At 66.2% G+C, this 3,691-nt stretch carries 2 protein-coding genes; one reads left to right on the top strand and one right to left on the bottom strand.

Going from position 1 to position 3,691, the window contains the following annotated elements:
* The coding region (gyrA, locus tag ACIPIA_RS12130; protein WP_400509825.1) for a DNA gyrase subunit A at positions 1–2,807 on the bottom strand (2,807 nt) is incomplete at its 3' end.
* Between the two features lie 213 nt (positions 2,808–3,020).
* Between gyrA and ACIPIA_RS12135 the strand changes: the two genes are divergently transcribed.
* Positions 3,021–3,653: a MarC family protein gene (locus tag ACIPIA_RS12135; protein ID WP_400509828.1), complete on the top strand. Its 633-nt coding sequence runs from the start codon at positions 3,021–3,023 to the stop codon at positions 3,651–3,653.
* Positions 3,654–3,691: the final 38 nt, after the last annotated feature.

A 3,691-nucleotide genomic window follows, 5' to 3' on the forward strand; every position in this document is an offset into this window, starting at 1 on the left:
CAGGCTTCTGCCTGCTCTTCACCCGGCGTGTCATCGCCGGCGTCCTCGACGCCGTCGTCATTCTCGCCGTCGTCGTTGATGCACTCGACCGAGACGACCTTTTCGTCCTTGGCCGTGTTGAACACCGTCACGCCCTGCGTCGAGCGGCCGGCGATGCGGATGCGGTTGTCCTGGCCGGCGTCGACCGGCACGCGGATGACCTGGCCCCCATCGGTGACGAGCATGAGCTGGTCGGTGTCCACGGCCGGGAAGGAGGCGACGAGCTTGCCGTTGCGGTCATTGACGACCATGGCGACGATGCCCTTGCCGCCACGTCCGGTGACCCGGTACTCGAACGACGAGGTGCGCTTGCCGTAACCCTTCTCCGAGATGGTCAGGATGAACTGCTCGGCCGCTCCCATCGCGGCGTATTTCTCCTGGCCGAGCTCGATATCGCCGGCGCTCTCCTCGGCATCGGCCTCGGCTGCCGCCCCAGTCTCCGCGCCTTCCTCGGTCTCGCCGCTGAGCGCCCTGCGGGCCGCGGCCGCGCGCTTGAGATAGGCGGCGCGCTCGTCCGGCGTCGCGTCGAGATGGTGCAGGATCGCGAGCGAGATGACCTCGTCGTCCTTGGCCAGGTTGATGCCGCGCACGCCTGTCGAGTCGCGACCCTTGAAGACGCGCACTTCCGGCACCGCGAAGCGGATGCACTGGCCGTCGGCCGTCGTCAGCAGCACGTCGTCATTCTCGGTGCAGATCTGGACGTCGACGATATGGTCGCCTTCGTCGAGCTTCATCGCGATCTTGCCGGCGCGGTTCACGTTGACGAAGTCCGAGAGCTTGTTGCGCCGCACCCCGCCCGAGGCGGTCGCGAACATCACGTCGAGCGTCTCCCAGCTCGCCTCGTCCTCGGGCAGCGGCATGATCGTGGTGATCCGTTCGCCGGCCTCGATCGGCAGCATGTTGACCAGCGCCTTGCCGCGCGCGTTGGGCGCCGAAAGCGGCAGGCGCCAGACCTTCTCCTTGTAGACCTGGCCCTCGGAGGAGAAGAACAGCACGGGCGTGTGCGTGTTGGCCACGAACAGGCGCGAGACGAAATCCTCGTCCTTGGTCGCCATGCCGGATCGGCCCTTGCCGCCGCGCCGCTGCGCCCGATAGGTTGAGAGCGGCACGCGCTTGATGTAGCCGCCATGGCTGACCGTGACGACCATGTCCTCGCGGGCGATCAGGTCCTCGTCGTCCAGGTCGGAGCCCCAGTCCTGTATGTCGGTGCGACGCGGCGTGGCGAAGGCGGCCTTCACCTCGGCGAGCTCGGTCTTGACGATCGACTGGATCCGGGCGCGCGAACGCAGGATGTCGAGATAATCGGCGATCTCGGTGGCGAGCTTCTGCAGCTCGTCGCCGATTTCGTCGCGGCCCAGAGCCGTGAGGCGGGCGAGGCGCAGCTCGAGGATCGCCTTGGCCTGCGCATCCGACAGGCGGTAGGTGCCGTCCGGATTGATCGGATGCCGGGGATCGTCGACCAGTGCGATCAACGGCGCGATGTCCTCGGCCGGCCAGTCGCGCGCCATCAGCGATTCATGCGCAGCGGCCGGCGTCGGCGCGGTGCGGATCAGGCGGATGACCTCGTCGATATTGGCGACCGCCGTGGCGAGGCCGCAAAGCACATGGGCGCGCTCGCGGGCCTTGTTGAGCAGGTAGCGCGTCCGCCGGGAGACGACTTCCTCGCGGAACTCGACGAAGGCCGAGATGAAGTCCTTGAGGTTCAGCACCTCCGGCCGGCCGCCGTTCAGCGCCACCATGTTGGCGCCGAAGGATGTCTGCAGCGGCGTGAAGCGGTAGAGCTGGTTCAGCACGACGTCGGCGACGGCGTCGCGCTTGACCTCGATGACGACGCGCACGCCCTCGCGGCTCGATTCGTCGCGCAGGTCGGAGATGCCCTCGATGCGCTTCTCGCGCACGAGATCGGCGATCTTCTCGACCATCGAGGCCTTGTTCACCTGATAGGGAATCTCGGTGACGACGATCGCCTCGCGCTCCTTGCGCAGCTCCTCGATATGCGTCTTCGCGCGCATCACGATCGAGCCGCGGCCGGTGTGATAGGCCGAATGGATGCCGCTGCGGCCCATGATCGAGGCGCCGGTCGGGAAGTCCGGGCCGGGAACGATCTCGATCAGGCTGTCGATCGAGATCTCGGGATCGTCGATATAGGCAGTGCAGGCGTCGATGACCTCGCCGAGATTATGCGGCGGGATGTTGGTCGCCATGCCGACAGCGATGCCGCCGGCGCCGTTCACGAGCAGGTTCGGATACCGCGCCGGCAGGACGGTCGGCTCATGCTCCTTGCCGTCGTAATTCGGCTGGAAATCGACCGTATCGAGATCGAGATCCTCCAGCAGCGGCATCGCCGCCTTGTCGAGGCGCGCCTCGGTGTAACGGTCGGCGGCAGGGCTGTCGCCATCCATCGAGCCGAAGTTGCCCTGGCCGTCGATCAGCGGCAGGCGCAGCGAGAAATCCTGCGCCATGCGCACCAGCGCGTCATAGACCGCGAGATTGCCGTGCGGATGGTATTTACCCATCGTGTCGCCGACGATGCGGGCGCATTTGGTGTAAGGGCGCTCGGGCACGTTCTTGTTCTCGTGCATCGAGAACAGAATGCGGCGGTGCACCGGCTTCAGGCCGTCGCGGACATCGGGCAGAGCGCGGCTCACGATCACGCTCATGGCGTAATCGAGATAGCTCTTCTTCATCTCGTCGGTGATCGCGATCGGCTTGATGTCGCCGCCGAAATCCGGGGCGTCGTCGCGCTTGTCGTCGGTATCGTCGCTCAAGGAGAAATGTCCCGATTCCTAGTATTTTTCAGGCTTCTGGCTACCCGATTCCGGCCTTTCGCGCCAGCAAAAGCGGCAGTCGTCCAAGCAAAAATTAACAGAACGATTTCAAAGTCTTGGGGGCGGTTTTCGTGCGCGTCCACAGGCGCCGCCACAATCCCGCCTTTCTTGGTGGGTGACGGCGGCCGAAAGGCGTGGTGAAGTCGCCTCCGCATGTTCGTCGAATTCGTCACTTCCGCCCTTGTCACGATGCTGGTGACGCTTGACCCGCCGGGGCTGGCGCCGATCTTCCTGTCGCTGACGCGTGGCATGTCGGCGGGGGAGCGGCGGCAGGTGGCGGTGCGCGCCTGCATCATCGCCTTCTGCATCATGGGCTTCTTCGGCGTGGCCGGCGATGTCGTGCTGAAGGCGCTCGGCGTCTCGTTGCCGGCCTTCCGCATCGCCGGCGGGCTCCTGCTGTTCTGGATCGCCTTCGAGATGGTGTTCGAGCGCCGCAACGAGCGCAAGCAGCACACCGCCGAGATTGCGATCACGCAGGATCATATCCGCAACGTCGCGGCCTTCCCGCTGGCTATCCCGCTGATGGCGGGGCCGGGCGCGCTCACCGCGATGATCCTGCTCGCCGGTCGCGCCGGAGGCGATCCGCTGCTGCTGGTTTCGCTTGCGGTGATCTGCGGGCTGGTGATCCTGAGCTGTCTTGCCGTGTTCCTGGCGGCGACGCCGATCGCGCGGCTCCTCGGCGTCACCGGCAATGTCGTGCTGACGCGCCTGCTCGGCGTGATCCTGGCGGCGCTCGCCGTGCAGTTCGTGATCGACGGGGTCAGGGCGGCGATGCTGGCGGGCTAGGCCGTTCTGCCCCATGCGCCGCCGCTCGAGGAGGTTGA

The sequence above is a fragment of the Allobosea sp. CER48 genome, assembly GCF_044752385.1.
Lineage (GTDB): Bacteria > Pseudomonadota > Alphaproteobacteria > Rhizobiales > Beijerinckiaceae > Allobosea.

What these genes read in the sequence shown, in the direction of transcription:
- ACIPIA_RS12135 (WP_400509828.1), top strand. Translation starts at nt 3,021, where the DNA reads ATGTTCGTCGAATTCGTCACTTCCGCCCTTGTCACGATGCTGGTGACG.